The 21,915-nt window shown below is 48.5% G+C and carries 23 protein-coding genes; 18 read left to right on the forward strand and 5 right to left on the reverse strand.

Features of this window, described 5'->3' with window-relative positions; genetic code table 11:
* Nucleotides 1-25: 25 nt before the first annotated feature.
* The 18 genes from RDW05_RS08335 to codY all read left to right on the forward strand — a co-directional run bounded on the left by RDW05_RS08335 (nt 26) and on the right by codY (nt 17,855).
* Nucleotides 26-985, forward strand: a complete 960-nt coding sequence (locus RDW05_RS08335; RefSeq protein WP_307978637.1) for a glycosyltransferase family 2 protein — start codon at nt 26-28, stop codon at nt 983-985.
* 125 nt (nt 986-1,110) lie between these two features.
* On the forward strand, nt 1,111-1,743 hold the full coding sequence (locus RDW05_RS08340) for an NlpC/P60 family protein (protein ID WP_210684390.1): 633 nt from the start codon (nt 1,111-1,113) through the stop codon (nt 1,741-1,743).
* A 358-nt stretch (nt 1,744-2,101) separates the two neighbouring features.
* Nucleotides 2,102-3,238 (forward strand): cobalt-precorrin-5B (C(1))-methyltransferase CbiD, encoded by a 1,137-nt coding sequence (cbiD, locus tag RDW05_RS08345; protein WP_307978639.1) that lies wholly within the window; start codon nt 2,102-2,104, stop codon nt 3,236-3,238.
* A 4-nt stretch (nt 3,239-3,242) separates the two neighbouring features.
* Nucleotides 3,243-3,944 carry a precorrin-2 C(20)-methyltransferase gene (gene cobI / locus RDW05_RS08350; protein WP_021720833.1) on the forward strand — a complete coding sequence of 234 codons (702 nt, stop codon included), beginning with the start codon at nt 3,243-3,245 and terminating at the stop codon, nt 3,942-3,944.
* Nucleotides 3,944-4,729, forward strand: coding sequence for a precorrin-4 C(11)-methyltransferase (gene cobM, locus RDW05_RS08355; RefSeq protein ID WP_307978641.1), 786 nt, complete (start codon nt 3,944-3,946; stop codon nt 4,727-4,729). Before cobI ends, cobM begins: the two co-directional genes overlap by 1 nt.
* A gap of 3 nt (nt 4,730-4,732) precedes the next feature.
* Nucleotides 4,733-5,800: a cobalamin biosynthesis protein gene (locus RDW05_RS08360; RefSeq protein ID WP_307978642.1), complete on the forward strand. Its 1,068-nt coding sequence runs from the start codon at nt 4,733-4,735 to the stop codon at nt 5,798-5,800.
* Nucleotides 5,801-5,812: 12 nt separating this feature from the next.
* Nucleotides 5,813-6,544, forward strand: coding sequence for a precorrin-3B C(17)-methyltransferase (gene cobJ, locus RDW05_RS08365; protein WP_009144629.1), 732 nt, complete (start codon nt 5,813-5,815; stop codon nt 6,542-6,544).
* Nucleotides 6,541-7,305, forward strand: coding sequence for a precorrin-6A reductase (gene cobK, locus RDW05_RS08370; RefSeq protein ID WP_307978643.1), 765 nt, complete (start codon nt 6,541-6,543; stop codon nt 7,303-7,305). The genes cobJ and cobK overlap by 4 nt, the downstream gene beginning before the upstream one ends.
* 27 nt (nt 7,306-7,332) lie before the next feature.
* Nucleotides 7,333-8,556 carry a precorrin-6y C5,15-methyltransferase (decarboxylating) subunit CbiE gene (gene cbiE / locus RDW05_RS08375; protein ID WP_307978644.1) on the forward strand — a complete coding sequence of 408 codons (1,224 nt, stop codon included), beginning with the start codon at nt 7,333-7,335 and terminating at the stop codon, nt 8,554-8,556.
* 1 nt (nt 8,557) lies between these two features.
* On the forward strand, nt 8,558-9,919 hold the full coding sequence (locus RDW05_RS08380; protein WP_307978645.1) for a cobyrinate a,c-diamide synthase: 1,362 nt from the start codon (nt 8,558-8,560) through the stop codon (nt 9,917-9,919).
* A 36-nt stretch (nt 9,920-9,955) separates the two neighbouring features.
* Nucleotides 9,956-10,924, forward strand: coding sequence for an adenosylcobinamide-phosphate synthase CbiB (cbiB, locus tag RDW05_RS08385; protein WP_304080991.1), 969 nt, complete (start codon nt 9,956-9,958; stop codon nt 10,922-10,924).
* Between the two features lie 12 nt (nt 10,925-10,936).
* Nucleotides 10,937-12,019, forward strand: a complete 1,083-nt coding sequence (locus RDW05_RS08390) for a pyridoxal phosphate-dependent class II aminotransferase (protein WP_307978646.1) — start codon at nt 10,937-10,939, stop codon at nt 12,017-12,019.
* Complete coding sequence (locus tag RDW05_RS08395) at nt 12,004-13,131, forward strand: hypothetical protein (RefSeq protein ID WP_307978647.1); 1,128 nt, start codon at nt 12,004-12,006, stop codon at nt 13,129-13,131. Before RDW05_RS08390 ends, RDW05_RS08395 begins: the two co-directional genes overlap by 16 nt.
* 1 nt (nt 13,132) lies before the next feature.
* Nucleotides 13,133-14,665: a cobyric acid synthase gene (locus RDW05_RS08400; RefSeq protein WP_307978649.1), complete on the forward strand. Its 1,533-nt coding sequence runs from the start codon at nt 13,133-13,135 to the stop codon at nt 14,663-14,665.
* Nucleotides 14,666-15,196, forward strand: a complete 531-nt coding sequence (locus tag RDW05_RS08405; protein WP_307978650.1) for a cob(I)yrinic acid a,c-diamide adenosyltransferase — start codon at nt 14,666-14,668, stop codon at nt 15,194-15,196.
* A 36-nt stretch (nt 15,197-15,232) separates the two neighbouring features.
* Entirely contained in the window at nt 15,233-15,862 is a 630-nt protein-coding gene (locus tag RDW05_RS08410; RefSeq protein ID WP_293721989.1) for a precorrin-8X methylmutase, read from the forward strand.
* Between the two features lie 289 nt (nt 15,863-16,151).
* Complete coding sequence (gene xerC / locus RDW05_RS08415) at nt 16,152-17,063, forward strand: tyrosine recombinase XerC (RefSeq protein WP_307978651.1); 912 nt, start codon at nt 16,152-16,154, stop codon at nt 17,061-17,063.
* A 21-nt stretch (nt 17,064-17,084) separates the two neighbouring features.
* On the forward strand, nt 17,085-17,855 hold the full coding sequence (gene codY, locus RDW05_RS08420) for a GTP-sensing pleiotropic transcriptional regulator CodY (RefSeq protein WP_021720820.1): 771 nt from the start codon (nt 17,085-17,087) through the stop codon (nt 17,853-17,855).
* Nucleotides 17,856-17,970: 115 nt separating this feature from the next.
* Here the strand turns inward: codY and RDW05_RS08425 are convergent, their stop codons facing one another.
* The 5 genes from RDW05_RS08425 to RDW05_RS08445 form a co-directional block, all read right to left on the reverse strand.
* Nucleotides 17,971-18,345 (reverse strand): toxin-antitoxin system HicB family antitoxin, encoded by a 375-nt coding sequence (locus RDW05_RS08425; RefSeq protein WP_307978652.1) that lies wholly within the window; start codon nt 18,343-18,345, stop codon nt 17,971-17,973.
* Between the two features lie 6 nt (nt 18,346-18,351).
* A complete protein-coding gene (locus tag RDW05_RS08430) occupies nt 18,352-18,597 on the reverse strand; it encodes a type II toxin-antitoxin system HicA family toxin (protein ID WP_210684405.1) in 246 nt (81 codons plus the stop codon).
* Nucleotides 18,598-18,730: 133 nt separating this feature from the next.
* The gene (locus RDW05_RS08435) at nt 18,731-20,347 is read right to left on the reverse strand and encodes a carbon starvation protein A (RefSeq protein ID WP_307978654.1); all 1,617 of its coding nucleotides are present in this window, start codon (nt 20,345-20,347) and stop codon (nt 18,731-18,733) included.
* 269 nt (nt 20,348-20,616) lie between these two features.
* On the reverse strand, nt 20,617-21,114 hold the full coding sequence (locus RDW05_RS08440) for a hypothetical protein (RefSeq protein ID WP_307978656.1): 498 nt from the start codon (nt 21,112-21,114) through the stop codon (nt 20,617-20,619).
* A gap of 18 nt (nt 21,115-21,132) precedes the next feature.
* Nucleotides 21,133-21,819, reverse strand: coding sequence for a LytTR family transcriptional regulator DNA-binding domain-containing protein (locus tag RDW05_RS08445; RefSeq protein ID WP_307978657.1), 687 nt, complete (start codon nt 21,817-21,819; stop codon nt 21,133-21,135).
* Between the last annotated feature and the right edge of the window lie 96 nt (nt 21,820-21,915).

The following is a 21,915-nucleotide window of genomic DNA, read 5'->3' on the forward strand; positions in this document are numbered from 1 at the left end:
ACAGAAGAATAAGTGGTGTAATATAATGAAGAAAAAAATTTCTTTAGTAGTGCCGGTGTTCAATGAAGAGGATAACCTGCACGAATTTCACAAGCGTGCTTCTGCTGTAATGAAACAGGAGGACTACGATTATAATATTATCTTTGTTGATGATGGCTCGCGTGACAGCAGCGCACTGATTCTGGCAGAGCTGGCTGCGCAGGACGAGCACGTAGAGGCTTACCTTTTGAGCCGCAACTACGGCCACCAGATGGCAATTACCTGCGGACTAGACCACGCTGATGGTGATGCCGTGATTACCATGGACGGTGATTTGCAGCACCCGCCTGAGCTTATTCCCGAGCTTTTGCGCCTTTGGGAAGCAGGCAACGAGATTGTGCAGACCAAGCGTATGGCTACAGAGGATGCAGGCTTCTTTAAAAATTTGACATCTGCAGCCTACTATAAGCTCATCAACACCTTATCTAAAGTAGAAATTACTCCCGGCGGCAGCGATTTCCGCCTGATGGACAGGGTTGCGGTTGATGCCTTCAAGCTTTACCGTGAGCGTGCACGCTTTATCCGTGGACTGGTAAATACGCTGGGCTTTCATGTTGCTGTGCTGGAATTTGTGGCACCGCCGCGCTTTGCCGGTCATTCCAAGTTTAATCTGAACAAAATGCTGCACTTTGCGCTGGACGGTATTACGGCCTTTTCCAACCTGCCGCTGCGTTGGGCTTTTTACGTAGGTATTGTTTTTGGCATGTGCAGTATTCTGCTTTTAGGCCATGTTTTTTATGTGAAATTTGTGACCAACGATGCCGTTCCGGGGTGGGCAACTACTACTGTCAGTGTATTGTTTCTTGGAGGAATTCAGCTTGTAGGGATAGGCATCCTGGGTGAATATATAGGGCGTATCTTTGAAGAAATCAAGCATAGACCACTATATTTAGTGGCTCGCCACCTGCAAAAATGTAACAAAATAAACGAAAATAAAGCTAAATAAGCGCATTAATATTATAACAAATTAAGATTTTACAGAAACGATATTTTGTGGTATAATAGGTATGTCTTAAGAAAGAAGAAAGGATGTAGGTGCCAGTGGTCAAACGCAAAGTATTAGTTTTCTGTATGACAGTTTTATTTAGTCTTAGCTGTGCCGTAACAGCTTTGGCTTCCTTCCAACGCGGAGACGATGGACAGGAAGTAGTGGCAATTCAAAAGAGATTGGTAGAATTAAGTTATTCTATTAATAATATAGATGGTGATTTCGGTCCTGAAACTGAAAGAGCTGTTAAAAACTTCCAGGCTGATAAAGGATTAGAGGTTGATGGTATTGTTGGTTCAGCTACCTATAGAGCGCTGATGAACAGGGAGATGCCTCCTAACCGTAGTAATTCCGTTGTACGCAACGTACTGCGTTCTGCTTACAGCGTCATCGGTACTCCATATGTATTTGGCGGAACTACTCCTTATGGCTTCGACTGCTCAGGCTTTACTCAGTATGCATTCGCAAGAGCAGGTGTATATCTGCCGCGTATGGCTGACAGCCAGTTTTACTCCGGCCGTCAGATTTCCATGAGCCAGCTTCGTCCCGGCGATTTGATTTTCTTTACCACATATGAACCGGGTGCTTCTCATGTTGGTATTTATGTTGGCGACGGCAACTTCATTCATGCAGGCACCAGCACCGGCGTAACGGTTTCTTCCGCATTCACCGGCTATTGGGGCGCACGTTATTACGGCGCTTGCCGCGTTCTTTAAGACGTTCAAGCAGATAGGCTTCGGCTTATCTGCTTTTTTATTGGGCAAAGTATTGGAAATTTTATTTATTTATGATATAATAAAGCAGGTTATTGGTGTGGGTGATTCATTCTTAATTGACAAGATGGTTAACTCCTGACGGTCCCGCCGCTGTGAAGGCCTTGTGTCTAAGTCAGCAGTCAGCCCATGCTTTATTCTGAATCCACGGGTGATGGAGGCAGTTGGGTTTACTAATTGCAAGGAATAATTAGCGTTAGTTAATTCTGTCTTTATGGCTTTTGTCGGATTCGGCAGAAGTCTTTTTTTATTATTGATAATCCCTATTATATGGGAAATTTAATTGTGAAGGAGCTGCGCTTTGGAAGAATATCAGTTTTCGCAAGGAAAGGTTTTGCGTTGTGGTTATACTACCGGCAGTTGTGCAACGGCTGCGTCCAAGGCAGCAGCTACGATGCTGCTTACAGGCGAGCGTGTTGAGACTGTGCGTATCGACACTCCCAAGGGAATAGTGCTTGACCTGGAGCCCTTAGACGTTGAGATGACTCCGGATTACGTCAGCTGTGCTATCCGCAAGGATTCCGGCGATGATCCTGATGATACTAACGGTGTGCTTGTTTATGCCAGGGCCGAAAAGACTGACCGCAGCGGTATTGAGCTGGAGGGCGGCGTAGGCGTCGGCAGGGTGACTAAGCCCGGTTTGGCGTGTGCTGTCGGCGGACCGGCGATTAATCCCACGCCGCGCAGAATGATTACGCAGGAGGTTGGCAAGGCTATGGAGGCTGCCGGTTATAACGGCGGCATTAAGCTGACGATTTCTATTCCCGCAGGTGTAGAAATTGCCAAGAAAACCTTCAACCCCCGTCTTGGTATTATCGGCGGCCTGTCGGTTTTAGGAACTAGCGGTATTGTTGAGCCGATGAGTGAAAAGGCACTGATTGAAACGATGTATGTGGAAATCAGAGCGCAGAAGGCACGCGGCAATAAGAATCTGCTGGTGTTCTTTGGCAACTACGGCGAGGATTTTACGCGTGATGAGATGAAGCTTGACCTTGAAGGTCACGTTACCTGCAGTAACTTTGTGGGCGAGCTTTTGGATTATGCCGTTTACTGCGGCTTTGAAACACTGCTGCTTATCGGTCATTCCGGTAAGCTGGTGAAGGTGGCGCAGGGCGTAATGAATACACATTCCAAATATGCGGACTGCCGCACGGAGCTGTTTGCTCTGGAGGCGATGTTCCATGGTGCTTCGGTTGATGTCGGTCGTGAGATTTACGGCTGCCTGACTACCGATGAGGTGACCAAGGTCCTGAAGCGGGAGCAAATCTTTGAGCCTGTTATGGATAAGGTTACAGAAAAAATTGATTTTTACATGCAGCATAGAGTGCATGGCAAAATAAAAACGGCTGCTTTGATGTTTTCCAATGTCTATGGCATTCTGGGCAAGACTAAGTACGCAGACGAATTAATTCAGCTACATAAGCAAAAAGGAGTATGAGAGAATGAGAGGCAAACTTTATAGTGTTGGTATCGGTCCTGGAGACCCCGAATTAATGACTTTGAAAGCAGTACGTCTGCTGAAGGAGTGCGACGTTGTTGCACTGCCCAAGGGAGATACTGATGTGATGACAGCAAAGGAAATCGTTAATCACGTAGTAGACCTGGATGCTAAACCCCAGCTGATTATCTACATGCCTATGACTAAGGACATGGCTGCAATGGATAAGGCGCACCGCGAGGGTGCAGATGCTATTGAAAAGCTGCTTGACGAAGGCAAAAACGTTGTTTTCATTACCCTCGGCTGTCCTACCGTATATGCAACCTGCATTTACGTACACAAGCTGGTATTGAAAGATGGCTATGATGCAGAGCTGGTTGCCGGCGTAACCTCTATCTGCGCTGTTGCTGCTAAACTGAACACTTCCCTGTGCGAAAGAGCGGAACCGTTGATTGTTCTGCCCGGCAGCTACAAGCAGTCCGCAGCGTTCCTTGATGGCCCCGGCAACAAGGTGCTGATGAAATCTGCAAGCGAAATCGGCCGTGTAGTTGACGAGCTGCGTGAGCGCAAGCTCATCAAAAATTCCGGTATGGTTGAAAGATGCGGCCTGCCGGGCGAAAAAATCTATCGTAACCTTGAAGAAGTAGATCCTAAGAGCAGCTATTTCTCTGTAATATTGGTTAAAGAAAAGGAGTTTGATGAATAATGATCTATTTTATTGGTGCTGGTCCTGGTGCAGCTGACTTAATTACTGTAAAAGGTAAAGAGCTTTTGGAAAAGGCTGACCTGGTTATTTACGCAGGCTCCCTTGTTAACCCGGAACTGCTGAAATACTGCAAACCGGAATGTACTATTATGAACAGTGCAACTATGACCTTGGAAGAGGTTATCGCTGCTATGGTTCCCGCCGCTCAGGCTGGCCAATTGGTTGTACGTCTGCACACCGGCGACCCCAGCGTTTACGGTGCACATCGCGAGCAGATTGACCTGCTGCGCAGCTACAACCTTGACTACGAGATTGTTCCCGGCGTAAGTTCCTTCTGCGCTGCTGCTGCTTGCCTGAAGGCTGAATACACTCTGCCGAACGTAAGCCAATCTGTTATTATCACCCGTATGGAAGGCCGTACTCCGGTTCCGAGCCACCAGAAGATTGCCGACTATGCTGCCCACAAGGCAACCATGGTTATCTTCCTGAGCAGCGGTATGCTGGAAAAACTGCAGACAGAGCTCGTAAGAGGCGGTTACAGAAACGATACTCCGGCTGCTATTGTTTACAAAGCATCCTGGCCGGATGAAAAGGTTATCCGCTGCACCGTTGGTACTCTGGCAGAAAACGCTGCTAAATACGGCATCAACAAAACTGCGTTGATTACCGTCGGCGGCTTCCTGGGCAACGCTTATGACCGCAGCGAGCTGTACAACCCGACCTTCGCTCACGGCTTCCGTGAAGCAGACCCGACTAAACTGGACGTTAAGCCCGAGGTTAAATAAGCTATGCGCGCGGCTATATTTTCCTTTTCGGCGCGTGGCGCGGAGCTGAGCAAAAGGGTTGCCGAATATCTGCACAGCATCGGTTATGAAACGGAGCTGCAGACTGTAGCAAAGTATGCGGAGCAGACGGGCATTGCCCCGATGCTGCCGGACCATAACGGTGCCTGCGCAGCTGTTTTCAACAAATGTCAGGCGTTGGTGTATGTTGGCGCTGTGGGTATTGCGGTGCGTACTATCGCGCCCTTTATCAAAAGCAAGCTGACGGATCCCGCTGTGATTTCTGTAGATGAGCGCGGAAGCTTTGTCATTCCTCTGCTGGCAGGTCACATCGGCGGAGCCAATGAGCTTTCGCGCTGCCTGGCGGCAGCGCTGGGCGCAACTGCCTGCGTGACCACAGCGACGGATGTCAACGGTCTTTTTGCTGTTGACGAATGGGCGGCCCGCAACCGCATGGTGCTGTGCTCTTTGGCAGCAGCCAAGGATTTTGCTGCAGCACTGGTGGGGGATGAAAAGGTAGGCCTGTATTATGACAAGGAATTTCAGCTTACAGGCCCGCTGCCCAAGCTGGTAGTTGAGGACAGCAGCTTGCCTGTCGGCATGGCTGTTACACTGCAAAAGCATTTGCAGCCGTTTGCTACTACGGTGTGCCTGCTTCCCAAGATTGTGCATCTGGGAATCGGTTGCCGCCGCAATACGCCTCTGGAAAATATTGAAGCTCTGGTACTGCCGGAGCTGGAAAAGCTGCAGCTGGACAAGCGTTCCGTTGTGGCAATTGCAAGCGTAGATTTGAAAAAAGACGAGCAGGGTTTACTGGCCTTTGCCAAAAAATATAACTTTGCTGCTAATTTCTATTCAGCTGATGAATTAAATAGCGTAGCAGGCGATTTCACGCCTTCGTCCTTTGTGCAGAGCGTAGTTGGTGTAAGCAACGTATGCGAGCGCAGTGCTGTGAAAGACAGCAAGGGCGGCAGGCTACTGCTGCGCAAGACAAGTCTGAATGGTGTAACTCTGGCTGTTGCAGCCGAAAACCTGGTCCTGGATTTTGCCAGAACAGGCTTAAAGACTGATTAAGGAGACAAGATAATGGGTAAATTATTTGTTGTGGGCCTTGGCCCCGGCGGCGTAGAGCAAATGACCAAAAGAGCTTACGACGCACTGAAGTCCTGTGATGTTATTGCAGGCTACAATGTATACGTTAACCTGATTAAGGAAGATTTCAAGGAGAAGGAATTCCTCTCCAACGGCATGCGTAAAGAGGTTGACCGCTGCAAGCTGGCTTTGGATGAAGCTCTGAAGGGCAAAACCGTTGCTATGATTTCCAGCGGTGACGCAGGTGTTTACGGCATGGCCGGCATTATGTGCCAGGTTGCCAAGGACCACCCTGAAATTGAAATTGAGGTTGTTCCCGGCATTACCGCAGCATGCTCCGGCGCTGCTGTATTGGGCGCACCGCTGATCAGCGACTTCTGCCTGATTTCCCTCAGCGATTTGCTGACTCCGTGGGAAAAAATCGAGAAGCGTCTTGACTGCGCTTCCAAAGGCGATTTCTGCATCTGCCTGTATAACCCTTCCAGCCACAAGCGTCATGATTACCTGCAAAAGGCTTGCGATATCATGCTGAAAAATCAGCCTGGTACTATTCCTGCAGGCATTGTACGCAACATCGGCCGTGATGGTCAGGACTTTGAGCTGACTACTCTGGCAGAGCTGCGCGATAAACAGGTAGACATGTTCTCTACTGTTATTATCGGCAACACCCAGACCGAAGTAATCAATGGCCGTATGGTAACCCCGCGTGGTTACAAGCTGGCATGAAACCGGTAATTTGGCTTATCGGCGGTACCAGTGAGGGACGCCGCCTGATTAAGGAGCTGGCTAAGCTGCCGGTGGAGCTGTATGTTTCTGTTGCTACGGATTACGGTGCGTCCTTGATTGAGCCGCAGCCCGGAATGACCGTCATGGCAGAGCGTATGGACCTTGCAGCTATGCGTGCCTTTATTCAGGAGCACCGTCCTGCCTGCGTTATTGACGCTACGCATCCTTATGCTACCGTTGTTACCGCAACGGTGCAGGAGGCCTGCAGCACCGAGCAGGTTGAATATCTGCGCCTGGTGCGTCCGGCGGGCGAGGGCGGCGATTACATTACCGTCCACGATTTTGCGGAAGCCGTCGAGCTTCTGAATCATCTGGACGGCGGCATCTTCCTGACTACCGGAAGCAAGAATCTGCCGGACTTCACCGCTGTGCATGATTACGCCGAGCGTATCGTTCTGCGTATCCTGCCGCTGGAAAGCAGTCTGCAGATTGCTTTGAAGCTTGGTTATAAGCCTGCGCATATTATCTGTATGCAGGGACCGTTCAGCAAGGAGCTGAATGTCGCTATGCTGAAAAAATATGGCAGCAAGTTCATGGTGACCAAGGATTCCGGTGCTGTCGGCGGCTTTGATGAAAAGGTGGAGGCAGCGGCAGCTGCCGGCGCCAAGCTGATAGTCATCGGCCGTGCACAGGAGGAAACCGGTGCCGGCTATAGTGAGATTGTTGATTACCTTAAGCAGCATTTTGCTGCCGGTAATTGATATAAATAAAAAGGAGGCTTGCTTCCTATGTCGCAAAAATTGCGCGTAAACATCGTCGGTATCGGCCCCGGTAACCCCGATTTGCTGACCGGCGAAGCACGTCAGGCTATTGCTTCAAGTAATATCCTGATTGGCGACAAACGCATGCTGGCTGCTTTTGCAGACAGCAGCAAAACTGTATATGATACAATTAAAACAGCTGCTATTGCTGAAATAGCAGCGCAGGCACAGCCTGAAAAGGATGTGCTGGCGGTGCTGGTTTCCGGCGATGTAGGATTTTTCAGCCTCGCCAAAACCATCAGCGGTAAGCTGCCGGATTGTGAATGTGTCCGCTACTGCGGCATCAGCAGCCTGGTATATTTTTCCTCCAAGCTGCAGCTGTCCTGGGATGACGCTAAAATCGTCAGCATGCACGGACGCACACAAAATCTGGTAGCGGCAGTTGCCCGTAACAAAAAAGTATTTTCCTTGACCGGTGGAGATAATTCTCCGCAAAAGCTGTGCGAGCAGCTGTGCGAGCATGGTCTTGGTCAGGTTCAGGTCTATGTCGGTGAAAACCTTTCGTATCCCGAAGAAAAAATCACCAGCGGTACGGCGGAAGAAATTAGTGCCTTGGATTTCCCGTCCTTGTCCGTTATGATGATTTTGAACGAGGATGCGCAAAGCTTTACCTCTACCGTACACGGCCTTGCCGATGACCTGTTCCAGCGCAGCAAGGTGCCTATGACCAAACAGGAGGTACGCAGCGTATCGATGTCCAAGCTGCAGCCGAAGGCTACAGATATTATTTATGACATCGGCGCCGGTACAGGCTCCTGTTCCATTGAGCTGGCTCTGCTTGCCAGCCAAGGTAAGGTTTGGGCCTTTGAGCGCAACCCTGTTGCCGTTGAGCTCCTCGGAAAGAACAAGGCCTTGTTTGGCGTTGACAATCTGGAGGTTATTGCCGGTGAGGCTTTGGAGAACATCAAAGCCATGCCTGCTCCCGATTGTGTTTTCGTAGGCGGCAGCGGCGGCGATTTGTGTGAAATGCTGGACGTAATTTATGCCAAGAACAGTGACTGCCGTATTGTAATCAATGCTATTACGGTAGAAACCCTGGCAGAGGTTGCTACTTATTATAAGGAGCATTCTGATTACAGTCTGGAGATTGTCAATGTGTTTGTAGCGCGCAGCAAGCATCTGGGCAGCTACAACCTGATGATGGCACAAAACCCTGTATATGTAATGACTGCATTGAAGAAGGAAGATTAACATGGCTGAAGTAAAAGTTCCACGTTTTATGATCAGTGCTCCCGGCAGCGGCAGTGGCAAGACTACTATCGTCTGCGGCCTGCTGAAGGCGCTGATGGAAAAAGGGCTGTCTGTGGCAGCCTTCAAATCAGGACCTGATTATATTGACCCGATGTTTCATTCTCGTGTTATCGGAGCAAAATCCCGCAATCTGGATCTGTTCATGCTGGGGCAGGCGACAACCCGTTATCTGGTGGCAAAAAATGCACGCCGTGCGGATGTAGCTGTCTTTGAAGGTGCGATGGGCTTTTACGACGGCATGGGTAAAACCACGGAAGCCAGTGCTTACGAGCTGGCCTGCACCTGCGATGTTCCGGTAGTATTGGTTGTCAACGGCAAGGGAGCCGCCTTATCCATTGCTGCGACCATCAAGGGCTTTAAGGAATTCCGCAGTGACAGCCACATTGTCGGCGCTATTCTGAACAATGTTAATCCGATGAGCTATCTTTTCTATAAGGATGTAATTGAACGCGAAACCGGTGTGAAGCTTTTAGGCTACTTCCCGGTGATGCAGGACTGTAACTTTGAAAGCCGTCATTTAGGTTTGGTTACAGCCGAGGAAATAGGAGATTTGCAGCAGATAGTTGCCAAGCTGGCAGCTCAGGCAGCCAAATCTGTCGATTTGGACGGCCTGCTGCAGGTAGCGGCGCAAGCTGCACCGCTTGCATATGACGAGGTAAGCCTTGAACCCGTCGGACGTATGCGTGTGGCGGTCGCTATGGACAAAGCCTTCTGTTTCTACTATCAGGACGCTCTTGACCTCTTAGCTGAGCTTGGTGCAGAGCTCGTACCCTTCAGCCCGATAGCTGATGCGCATCTCCCGGAGAACATCAGCGGCCTTGTATTGGGCGGAGGCTATCCTGAGCTTTACGCACAGCAATTAGCGGATAACAAAACGCTGCTGCAGGAGCTGAAAACTGCCATCGACGGCGGTATGCCTTGTTTTGCAGAATGCGGCGGCTTCATGTATCTGCTGGAGCATTATCGTGACGGCGATAAGCTTTACAGCTGGGTTGGTGCATTGAAGGGCGAATCGGCCATGACTAAAAAGCTGACGCGCTTCGGATATGTACACCTGACGGCGCAGCAGGATAATCTGCTGTGTCCTGCCGGTGGAACAATCAACGGACACGAGTTCCATTACTCTGACAGCACCAACAATGGTGCAAGCTTTATAGCTGCCAAGGCTTCCGGCCGCGGCAGCTGGGAATGCGCGAATACTACGCCGACACTTTATGCCGGTTATCCGCACATCCATCTGTGGGGCAATCCTGAATTTGCCCGCAGCTTTATCAAACAATGTGCAGCGTATGCTGCTAAATAGCAGTCGACAGACTGCTGAAAAGGGGAGTTTGCTTAGATGATGACCTTAGGCGCAATTGTAGCAGGTTTTATTTTAGATTTGATTTTCGGTGACCCGCATTGGTTGCCGCATCCAATCTGCTTAATTGGCAATTTAATAGGATTTCTGGATAAAAAACTGCGGCGTATGCTTGCTCCCGGCGAGACAGCATTACTGCTCGGCGGTGCCTTGATGGTAATAATCGTTCTGGTTCTTACCTTTGCCGTGCCGTATGCTGTGCTGACGCTGGCGGAACAGGTTAACCCCTGGCTGCGTTTTGCTCTGGAAACCGTTATGTGCTACCAGATTTTTGCTACAAAATGTCTGCGTGACGAAAGCATGAAGGTATACACTGCCCTGAAGGATAACGATCTTGTGGATGCAAGACTGAAGCTATCATGGATCGTTGGGCGTGATACAAAAGAACTTGATGCTGCAGAGGTGACTAAGGGAGCAGTAGAAACCGTTGCGGAAAATACTGCCGACGGCATCATCGCTCCGATGTTCTATATGTTCATCGGCGGCGCTCCGCTGGCCTTTTTATACAAAGGCATCAACACTATGGATTCCATGGTCGGTTATAAAAATGACACGTATCTTTATTTTGGACGCTGTGCTGCCAAACTGGATGATTTGGCCAATCTGATTCCCGCGCGTATTACCGGTCTGGTAATGATTGTGGCATCTTATTTTCTTAATCTTGATGCCAAGAGAGCGTGGAAGACATTCTGGCGCGACCGCTATCATCATCTCAGTCCTAATTCCGCAATGACGGAATCAGTTACGGCCGGTGCCTTGAACATTCAGCTCGGCGGCGATCATTTTTATTTCGGTAAGCTTGTCCACAAGGAAACCATCGGCGATGACATCCGCCCGGTGTGCCCCGAGGATATAGTTACCACCAACAATTTACTGTATATGACGGCTGTTCTCAGCCTGTTGCTGTTTTCCTTGATTTTTTTGGTGAACAGTCTTATCTTAAAATGAAGCAGGTAGAAGATGATGTATAAATACGAACACGGCGGAGATATCTATACGGAAAAGCTGACCAAGGATGGTTGCCCCTTTGTAGATTATTCTGCCAATATCAATCCTCTTGGCCTGCCGCTTGGTATAAAGCAGGCCGTTCAACAGGCTTTAAAGCTTTGTATCAACTATCCTGATCCCTTCTGCCGCGAGCTGGCAGAGGTGACCGCAAGCTATCTGCAGCTGCCGCAGGAGTATATTTTCTTCGGTAACGGTGCGGCCGATGTGCTGTTCCGTCTGGCGCTGGCCTTGAAGCCCGGACGTGCACTGCTTCTGGCACCGACCTTTGCTGATTACGAAAAGGCTCTGCGTACGGTAGACTGCAAAATAAGCTATTATAATCTGCAGGAGGCGCGTGATTTTGCTGCTGACAATGATATTGTCGATGCAATTACGCCTGAAACAGATTTAGTTGTTATCTGTAATCCCAATAATCCTACCGGCCAGCTGACGAGCCGTGAGCTGCTGGTGCAGATTCTCGACAAATGCCGTCTGGTAGGAGCCCATCTTTTGATAGATGAATGCTTTATGGATTTTGTCAGTGAGGAAAAGGCCTTCAGCATGCGTGATCTGCTGGCAACCTATCCTGAGCTGGTTATCCTTAAGGCTTTCACTAAAACCTTTGCGATGCCCGGCATTCGCTTAGGCTACTGCCTCAGCGGCAGCAATGAGCTGAACACAGCGCTGCATGAGAGCGGTCAGGACTGGAACGTTTCCATTCTGGCGCAGGAGGCAGGCAAGGCTGCTTTAAGGGAGCACGAATATTTGGCTAAATCCTTTAAGCTGATTGAGCAGGAGCGCAGCTATCTGCGTAACCAGCTTACGGCTTTGGGTGCCAAGGTATACGGCTCGGAGGCCAATTATATTTTCTTTTATCTGCCGCAGCCGGAAAATCTTCCGGAGCTGTTGCATGAGCGTGGCTATCTGATACGTTCATGCGCCAACTACCACAATCTGCAGGCAGGCTATTACCGTATCGCGGTCAAAACGAGAGTGCAGAACCGCGGTCTAATTAAAGCACTTAAGGAAGCAATAAAAACATGCGCTCTTTATTAGTATTAATTGATGGCTTAGGCGATTCCCCGATTCCTGCATGGCAGGGACAGACTCCCTTTGAGCACGCAGTGCATCCTGCGATGGATGCGCTGGCTGCTTCCGGGACACTTGGGAGCCTCAGCATATGTGAAAATGACATTATTCCCGAAAGCTGCAGTTGTATTCTGCGGCTTCTGGGTGTAGATAAAAAGGATATACCGCACAACCGTGCTTATCTGGAGCTGTTGGCGCACAACCGTGATATTTCCGAATATGAAATGGTGCTGCGTTGCAATCTGGCTGCTGTTGATGCATCCGGCCGTCTTGCTGCCTTTAACGGGCAGGGGCTGACGCCGCTGGAGATGCACCAAGCTGCCAAACAGTGTGACGGTATCCTTAAAGATATAGAATTTATCCATCTATCTGAATATCGTAATCTTTTAGTGATGAACAAGGAGGCCGGCGTGCTGAACTGCGCTGTAGAGCCGCCGCACGAAAGTGTAGGCGGGGATGTAAGCGCTTTGCTGCAGGAGCTGCGCAGTAAGTCCTTGTCCATTAACTATTTTTTGCAGGAGTCGGCAAAACGGCTGCAGCCCTTTGCCCGTGATGGCCTGCAATATATTCTGTATCCCTGGGGACCTTCAGCCCGCCAGGTGCTCCCTTCCTTCGACAGTCTGCACGGACTGCGCGGCGGGGCGGTGTGCAAGGCGGAGATTGTCATCGGCATTGCCAAAGCCTTGGGCATGGATGTAATAACACCGCCGAATGCAACCGGCGATGTTGATACTGACATTATGGCGAAGGCTGAAGCAACGCTTGCTATGCTGCAGCAGGATGATTTCGTTATTGCACATTTCAACGGCAGTGACGAGGCTGCCCACCGTTATGATTATCAGGGCAAGGCTGATTTTATCAGCAGAATAGATACCCAGTTTTTACAGACTATAGCAGCAAAGTATCATGAACCACTGAAGCTTATCATCTGCGGCGACCATGTTACCAGCTCGATAACAGGTAAGCACGGTGATGGCTGCACGCCTGTGATTGCAGGCTATCTTAATACCACAGGTCACAGTATCCGGCTGCAAAGCTATCGTGACATACTGGACTTTTTGATGAAAGAGAGTGATTAAAGTGGCAAAAGCACTTATGATAGTAGGTACCATGTCCAATGCAGGCAAAAGCCTGGTAACAGCAGGTTTATGCCGTGTATTCAATCAGGACGGCTACAAGGTAGCACCGTTCAAATCCCAGAACATGGCGCTGAATTCCTTTATCACCGCCGAGGGTGCGGAAATGGGACGAGCACAGGTTGTGCAGGCTGAAGCAGCCAACATTGAGCCCAGCGTACTGATGAATCCTATTCTGCTGAAGCCTACCAGCGACAGCGGTTCCCAGGTTATTGTCAACGGCGAAGCAATCGGTACCATGAAGGCCGGCGAATATTATGCTATGAAGCATAAATTACGTCCGGAAGTACAGAAGGCGTTTGATACGCTGGCGTCCCAATTCGATATTGTCTGCATCGAGGGTGCAGGCAGCCCGGCGGAAATCAACATCAAAAAGGACGATTTTGTCAACATGGGCATGGCTAAAATGGCCAAGGCTCCTGTGCTGCTGGTAGCAGATATTGACCGTGGCGGCGTTTTCGCTTCCATCTACGGCACGCTGATGCTGCTGGAGGACGACGAAAGAGCCATGGTTAAGGGTGTTATCATCAACAAGTTCCGCGGTGACGTAGAAATCCTGCGCCCCGGCCTGAAGATGATTGAAGAAAAAACAGGCGTACCTATCGTAGGCGTGCTGCCGATGCTGAAGGTTGATATCGAGGACGAGGATAGCCTCTCCGAGCGTATCAGCGGCCGCAGCGAGGTTAAGCTGATTGATATTGCGGTTGTACGTATTCCGCGTATGTCTAACTATACAGACTTCAACGTATTCGAGCTGATTCCCGGCGTATCCCTGCGCTACGTAACAAGTGTACGCGAGCTGGGCCAGCCGGATATGATTATTATCCCCGGTACCAAAAATACCACCGGCGACCTGAAATGGCTGCGCCAGAGCGGTATGGAGGCTGCTATTTTGAAGCATGCCAACAGCGGTACCGTAGTGTTCGGTGTCTGCGGCGGTTACCAGATGCTGGGCAAGCAGATTTCCGATCCGTACGGCGAAGAGGACGGCACCGGCAAGGCCAACGTTACTCCTGGCATGGGCCTGCTGAACATTGAAACCACCTTTATCGAAAAGAAACGTACCATCCAGATGGCCGGCAAATTCGGCAAGGTGCAGGGCATCTTCTCCGCACTGAGCGGTCAGCCGCTTTATGGCTACGAGATTCACTCCGGTGTAACCGAATTCCCGGAGGAGGCAGCACTGACCTCTATCAGCCCGATTCACGAGGATGGTGAGATTATGGCTGAAGGCTCTCAGAACACCGAGGGCAAGCTCAATGTTTACGGCACTTATGTACATGGCGTTTTTGATGGCGACGGCATTGCTGTGAAGATTGTCGAAGCGCTGCTGGCTAAGAAGGGCAAAAAGATGGAGGACATCCAAACCATCAACTTTGCGGAATACAAACGTCAGCAATATGATATTCTTGCCGACAGCATTCGTGAGAACCTGGATATGAAGAAAATTTATGAGATTTTGGAAGCAGGTGTCTAAATGAAAGACGGTGGACTGATTCATATTTACTGTGGCGATGGCAAGGGAAAAACTACCGCTGCTATGGGCTTGTCAATCCGCTGCGCAGGCCATGGCAACCATGTGCTGATTGTGCAGTTCCTCAAAAGCAGACCGACAGGCGAGCTTGCGAGCTTAGCACTGCTGCCCAATATTGAGGTAATGCGCGGCAAGGAAACCAAGAAATTCACCTTCCAGATGAACGATGAGGAAAAGGCTGAGGTTAAGCGCGAGCATATGGTGCTTTTCGACAAGGTTAAGCAAAAATGCGCTAACGAGCATATCGATCTGTTGATTTTCGACGAAATCATCGGTGCCTGCAACACCGGCGTTTTTGACCAGGCTGCTTTGGTCGAGTTTCTGAAGAACAAGCCGCAGGAGCTGGAGGTTGTTATGACAGGACGTAACCCTTCGCCTGAGCTGGTGGAGCTGGCTGATTATGTATCCGAGGTCTGCATGCGCAAGCATCCCTTCAAAAGAGGCATTCCGGCGCGCGTAGGTATTGAAAAATAATTTGCAGTATATCATGAAGAAAGGTAGTGTAAAATAATGCATTTACAAAATGTTTTACCCGCTGACATTGAAAAACGCAGTATGGAAATTATTGGTGAGGAATTAGGCCAAATTCATATCGATGAGGAGAAAATTGATATCGTTAAGCGCGTTATCCATACCTCCGCAGATTTTGATTATGCCCGCAATATGCTGTTTTCTGACGGCGTAGTAGAGAAGGCACTGGCTGCACTGCAAAAGGGTGCTACCATTGTTACTGATACCAATATGGCCTGCACCGGCATCAACAAAATGGGCTTGAGCAAGCTGGGCGCTAAGGCTGTCTGCTTCATGGCAGATCCTGACGTGGCTGCACGTGCTAAGGAGGCCGGCTCCACCAGAGCCGCTGCCTGCATGGAAAAGGCCTGCACCATCGAAGGTCCGGTAATTATTGCCGTAGGCAACGCACCGACTGCACTGGTTCGTCTGGACGAGCTGGTAAAAGAAGGCAAGATTAAACCGGAGCTGGTTATCGGCGTGCCCGTTGGCTTTGTTAACGTTGTAGAATCCAAGGAAATCATCATGAAGACCGGTATTCCTTATATCGTTGCCCGCGGTCGCAAGGGTGGCAGCAACGTTGCTGCAGCTATCTGCAATGCGCTCATCTATAAGCTGACTCGCAAATAAATTCTTATTAAGAATTATAATTCATACGCCATAATTGTATAGTAAGCTACAATTATGGCGTTAATTTTGACAAAATAGCAAAATAATTTATAATAACTTGACAAATCAGTTTTTATGGTATACGATAGATTTTATAACATATGACTGCTGGTTCAAGGATGAAACAGTGCTTTCTCTGGCACTGTTTTTTTCTACTGAGAGTAAACTATTAGAAAATTAGAAAGAATAGCAATATTGTCTTGATTCTTGCGGTTTTGTGTGATAAAATAAGTAAAGGTATTTTAAGAAGATGAGTAGAACGACTATTAACTTTCCTGAAAGGTTCTTAACCTATCTGGAGGTTGAAAAAAATTGTTCCTGGCATACTATTGAAAGCTATCAGAAGGATTTAGCTGCTTTTGCCGAGTTTATGTTGCGCCGCAAGGCGAAGCAGGATTTTTTCTGGCAACAGGTAGGTCCTTTAGATGTGCGTGGCTATCTCGCAGAGCTTAACGAAAAGCAGTATGCGCGCAGGACAATTGCACGCAGAATATCTGCTTTACGATCCTTCTTCAAATATCTTGTGCGTGAAGCGGTTATTGAATATAGTCCGCTGACCAAGGTGCGCACGCCTAAGCTGGAAAAGAAGCTGCCAGTTTTTTTAGACGAAATTGAAGTCAACGAGCTACTGATAATGCCTGATAAAAGCAAAGTATTAGGCGTTCGTGATCAGGCGGTGCTGGAGATGCTTTATGCAACCGGCTGCCGTGTATCTGAGCTTGTAGGCCTTACCCTGGAAAGGGTAGACCTCAGCAATCGCTTTGTGCTTTTGCTGGGCAAGGGTAATAAGGAAAGAGTTGTGCCGGTGGGACATACCTGCTGCGCAGCACTAAGCAGCTATTATCCCGTACGACAGCAGCTGATGCTCAAGTATCATGAGGAGCATGAGTTCATTTTTGTCAACAACCGCGGCGGCAGGCTTACGGACCGTAGTGTAAGACGTATTTTAGAGAAATATATTAATATGCTGGCGCTGCATAAAAATGTCAGTCCGCATACGATACGCCATTCCTTCGCGACGCATCTTTTGGAGCATGGTGCTGACTTGCGAGCAGTACAGGAGCTTTTAGGCCATGCGAATTTATCAACAACACAAATTTATACGCACGTTTCAAATGAACATGTGACTAATGTTTATAAGAAGAATCATCCGAGGGCATAATTTTTTTTAGGAGGGAAAAGTATGAAATTGTTGGAAAAGACAAGAAAGATTAACAAGCTTTTACAAAAGGGAGATAAGGTTGAGTTTAACGCTATTGCGCAGCTCCTGCGTGACGTTATCGAAGCAAACACCTACATCGTAGGCCGTAAGGGCGGCGTAAAGGGTTACGCGCTGATTCACGAGTTTGAATGCGACATCATGCGTGAGCAGGTGCTTGATGATATGCGCTTTCCGGAAGACTATCTGAGCTTCATCATGAGCGTTAAGGAAACATTAGCTAATATTCCTCATCAGAACCAAAACTGTTCCTTTGTTGCTGATACAAAATGTATTTTCAATGGCAAGATGACTACCGTTGTACCTATTTATGGCAATGGTGAACGTCTTGGTACCTTAATTGTTGCTAAATATGATGCAGAGTTTAATGATGACGACCTGCTGCTGGCAGAATATGCTGCTACTGTTTTGGGCGTAGAAATTCTGCATGACCGCGAAGCAGTTGTTTCCGAAGAAATCCGCAAGAAGGCTACTGTACAGGTTGCTTTCTCCACCTTGTCCTATTCCGAGCTGGAAGCTATTGTCAACATCATGGGTGAGCTGCACGGTAACGAGGGCCTGCTGGTTGCTTCCAAGATTGCTGACCGCGTTGGCATTACCCGTTCCGTTATCGTTAATGCACTGCGTAAATTTGAAAGTGCCGGCCTGATCGAGACCAAATCCTTGGGCATGAAGGGTACCTACATCCGCGTGCTGAATCCTATGCTGTTTGAAGAACTGAAGAAGAGATCCTAATTTTTTTGATAAATTATATATAATGAAGCCGGTCTGTTGTAACTGTAGTTGCGGCAGACTGGCTTTTCTTATGGAAGTTAAAGCTCCCGGATACGGTCGTATCGGGGAGCTGTTTTTAGTGTGCAAGCTTTTGGGCAACAACAAAGGCCAGCGAGTTATTGACGAACTGGTTCAGGCTGATGCCCTCACGTTCCGATTCTTCGGCCAGCAGGCGGTGCAGTGTTTTAGGTACACGCACTACGAACCTGCCGCTGAAGCGAGGCTTCATATTTGGCTCGTTGATGGGCAAACCGCGGTCGAGCATATCAATAATCCATTCACGTTTAGCATCCTGCAGATTTGTATAAGCTTCTTCGACTGTTTCACCATCGGTCATACAACCAGGGAGCAGGGGAATGCAGGCGAGATAGCCGCCGCCTTCATCTTCGGGAATAACGCTGATTTCAGAAGCATAATTTAAAGATAAGTAGTAATTTAAATCTTTTTTCATGTTAAATCACTCTCCTTTCTGAATATCATCAATTAAATTTGCAATAATACGAGCATAGACTTTTTTGATTTTCCCATTATGGACTGGGATGCTCAAAGATTGCCTGTCTGAATAACGAATTTTAAAATGACTGCCACCACCAGTAGGCGGTTTAACTTCGGCTCCTAACTTTTCTAAAAGAGCTTTGGTCTGGTCCCAAGGCAAATCCTTGCCGTTGGCCAGAGCGCGGAGTTTTTTCTCGAGGGATGTCATAATATACCTTCTTTCTTTATGATACTATATATAGTATAAAATATCAACAAAAAAATGGCTGTTACGTACTTCATTACGAAATTCGTAACAGCCATTGAACACGTTCAGTGTTTAATGCTTAGAGCATATTTGGTTATTTTGCACCACCGAAGAGATACTTTCTTGATTCCAGGAACAGTGCAATTGCCAGGATGAAGAGTACAGAACCCAATGCAGCGGTAATGATATGAGTTGCCATGTTAGCGAAGATGATTTGTGCCAATGCAACCAAGGTTACACAGAACATAAATGCCATCGGGATGAGAACCATCAGGTTGTCACGGCCAACGCTCTTCAGCCATACACCGACAGCCAACAGGGAGAGGGCAGCCAACAGCTGGTTAGCAGCACCGAAAATCGGCCAGATGGTGAGGTAGGAGCCAAGAGACATATAACCGGACAGTACAACGGTAATCAGAGTAGCAACAAACGGGTTGGTGAGAACATTGCCTTGAGCTTCGCCGGTTTTCGGATCAACCTTAGTGAACAGCTCCTGGAAAATGAAGCGGCCCAGACGGGTTGCGGTATCCAGAGTAGTCATAGCGAAAGCGGAGATGGTCAGAGCAACGAAGCCTTTAGCAACGCCGAAGGAGAAGCCGAGCTTAGTCATGAAGGTACCAACGCCATCAGCAAATACGTTTACAGGGCCACCGTTTTTCAGCAGCTCGGTCAGCTTGTCGCCGCCAACATAGCCTACAGCAACAACTGCAACTACAGCCAGCACGCCTTCAAGCAGCATGGAGCCGTAGCCGATGAGCTTAGCATTGCCTTCGCTATCGAGCTGTTTGGAGGTAGTACCGGAGGATACCAGGGAGTGGAAGCCACTGATAGCACCGCAGGCAACGGTTACGAACAGCATAGGGAACATCGGGTTGGTGCCTTTGCCAGAAGGATCAAAGGTGGTGAATGCCGGCAGCTGCATGGACGGCTGATAAATTGCGATACCAACCAGAGCGAAGGCGATGCAGGCATACAGCAGGAAGGAGTTCAGATAGTCACGCGGTTGCAGCAGAATCCAAACAGGAGCGATGGAAGCAATGAAGATGTAAACCATCAGGATGCAAACCCAAACGTTTTTGGACAGGTGCAGCGGATACATGTTGCCGATAGCAATTGCTACAACCAGCATGATAACACCGATAACGGTGCCTACGCCGAGGCTCAGGCCACAGCGATATACGGAGAAGCCGAAGATAACAGCCAGCACGATGAACAGCAGAGAAGCGGTTGCAGCCTGCGGGCTTGCTACGAAGGTAGCGGCTACGATGTTAGCGAAAGCAGCGATAACAACCAGCAGAGTTACATATGCGAAAATGGAGAAGAGAAACTTACCGCTCTTGCCCAGAGTTGCATCGATAATCTGACCGATAGTTTTGCCGTCAAAACGGATGGAGGAGTACAGAGCACCAAAGTCGTGCACGCCGCCGAAGAAGATACTGCCGATTAAAATCCACAGCATTACAGGAACCCAACCGAATACAGCAGCGGTGATAGGACCAACGATAGGACCGGCACCGGCGATGGAGGAGAAGTGATGGCCCATCAATACAGCGGGCTTGGTCGGCATATAGTCGACGTTATCGCACAATCTCTCAGCCGGAGTCTTACGGGTAGGGTCAACACCCCACTTTTTACACAGCCAGGAACCATAGGTTACGTAGGCAACAAAGAAGATAACCATTGAGCCTACAAGCAACAATAAACCACTCATAAATAACATCCTTTCTTTCCCTTTTGCATCATTGCAAAATAAATAATTTAGAAAATAATAACTACTAGTGCACTCTATATCTCGTGTGCAACATAGAAATAGTATAACACATTTGCTTCTAATGTCAACGAATTGTCACAGAATTATTTATTAACTTAAAAAAAAGAAAAAGCTGTTAAGATTTGTACAGAATGTGCAAATACTTAACAGCTGTATACGATTTATTTTTTCCGTGGAGGAATAACTTGTCTAGTGTGAAGTGACAAAAATCAAGCTTTGGCAAACTCAAAGAGCGCCTTTTCCTTGGCGCCTGCTTTGTTGCAATAAAGCCTCTGCGCCGGGATGTCTACAATATATAAAGCCAGGTCCGACCAGCCCTTCAGAGTGAAGCAGTAGTCCTTGTGCTGCCTGAGCTTCTGCAGGTCTGCAAGAGTTTTGTCATCAACTCCTGCTTCGCAGATAAACAACAGGGCATAGATGCTGCTCATGTGCTCAGTAGTGGTTTTGAGCGCCGCCATAGCATCCTTGGTGAACTGCAGATAGGGCGCAGCCATTTCTGCAGTGAGCTGCTTGTCGAAGCGTGCTGCATAAAGATATTCGTTGTGCTGCACACTGTAGGTCTTTAAATCAGGTATGATGAAATAGCCTTCGTCCGCAGCGTTCAGCTCTGCCGCAAGGACGAACGCCGGAGCCTTCGGTAATGGCTTCTTATCGTAATAGTGAGCAAGGCGCTGCTCCAATTGCTGTAAATATTCCTGTCCGTTCATTATTGCTTACTTCCTTTGTTATTCATGATCAATATTATCAGCAACCTGCAGGATACAGGCACAAAAACCCTGCTCCGGCTGATAGCAGTAAATGTTGAGCTGTTGGCCTATCTCCGGACTGTAATCGTGGATAAGATGTTTTGTTCCGTTGAGGGCCACATCAGCGTAGGTTACCAGCCATTTTTTGTCACCGTTGCGAAAAACCTCATAGAAAGAACGGTTTAACATTTTTTCTACGGGAACTCCCTCAATGTGTGCCATTTCCTTGTTGCAGTAACGGAAGACAAAGTCTACACCATGGCCATTGGCATCAAAAACAAGCTCGATGATGCAATATGCCAGAAAGCTCATGGGTGCTGCCTGCGGCTGTGCGTCCGGCAGAGCATTGATGCCCATTTGCTTGCGCAGCTGGCGGTGGGCGCTGAGGTTGCGCTTGCGTCCCTGAAAGGTTTGCCCGTCAGATATGGTATAGACGCCATCGCTGCTGATATCTACGATTCGTGCTTTGTTCACGGCAATTCCCTTGTTGATGTTCAGAAAGGCATCCTCCGGGAAGAGCGCTAAAAGTGTATATACGGGAGCGAACAGCGCAAATTCCTCGCCATCCTCTCGATGGATGATGGTTTTGCGGTCACGTCGATAGATATAGAGAATATTATCCGCACAAAGCTTTCTCTTTTTAAGCCACTTGTTCCAGTCTGTCATTTTTTTCCTCCATTTTTAGCATTCGCTGATTTTATTGTTCTAATTATAGCACAGGATGCATGATGAGACAATAAATTATCTAAAAATCAATTTATC

Source organism: uncultured Phascolarctobacterium sp. (genome assembly GCF_902463975.1).
Lineage (GTDB): Bacteria > Bacillota > Negativicutes > Acidaminococcales > Acidaminococcaceae > Phascolarctobacterium_A.